The sequence below is a fragment of the Pseudomonas sp. BJa3 genome, from assembly GCF_026343815.1.
GTDB lineage: Bacteria > Pseudomonadota > Gammaproteobacteria > Pseudomonadales > Pseudomonadaceae > Aquipseudomonas > Aquipseudomonas soli.
The window spans coordinates 1-251 of sequence record NZ_JAOXMC010000399.1 but is presented as its reverse complement, the minus strand read 5'-3'; the positions used below and the strand labels follow the sequence as shown (position 1 = coordinate 251).

Genomic DNA, 251 nt, shown 5'->3' with positions numbered 1-251 from the left:
AGAACTCCTCGAAGTACGCCGGGTTTTCGCGCGAGATATTCGTCAGGATCGTCGGTTCGAAGAAACTCCCGTCCCGCTGTACCGGTTTGCCCCCGTAGTGCAGCGTGGCACCGTTTTTCACCGCCTCGTTAACCTGTTTGGTCAGCGTTTCGAGCGCATCTTTAGACGACAGCGGCCCCAGCGTGGTGCTTTCGTCCAGCGGATCGCCAATCTTCACCTGCTTAAACGCCTCGGTGAATTTGCTAAGGAAG

At 56.6% G+C, this 251-nt stretch carries 1 protein-coding gene; it reads right to left on the bottom strand.

Going from position 1 to position 251, the window contains the following annotated elements; translation table 11 throughout:
- The coding region (locus OH705_RS28175) for an aldehyde dehydrogenase family protein (RefSeq protein ID WP_267303565.1) at nt 1–251 on the bottom strand (251 nt) is incomplete at both ends.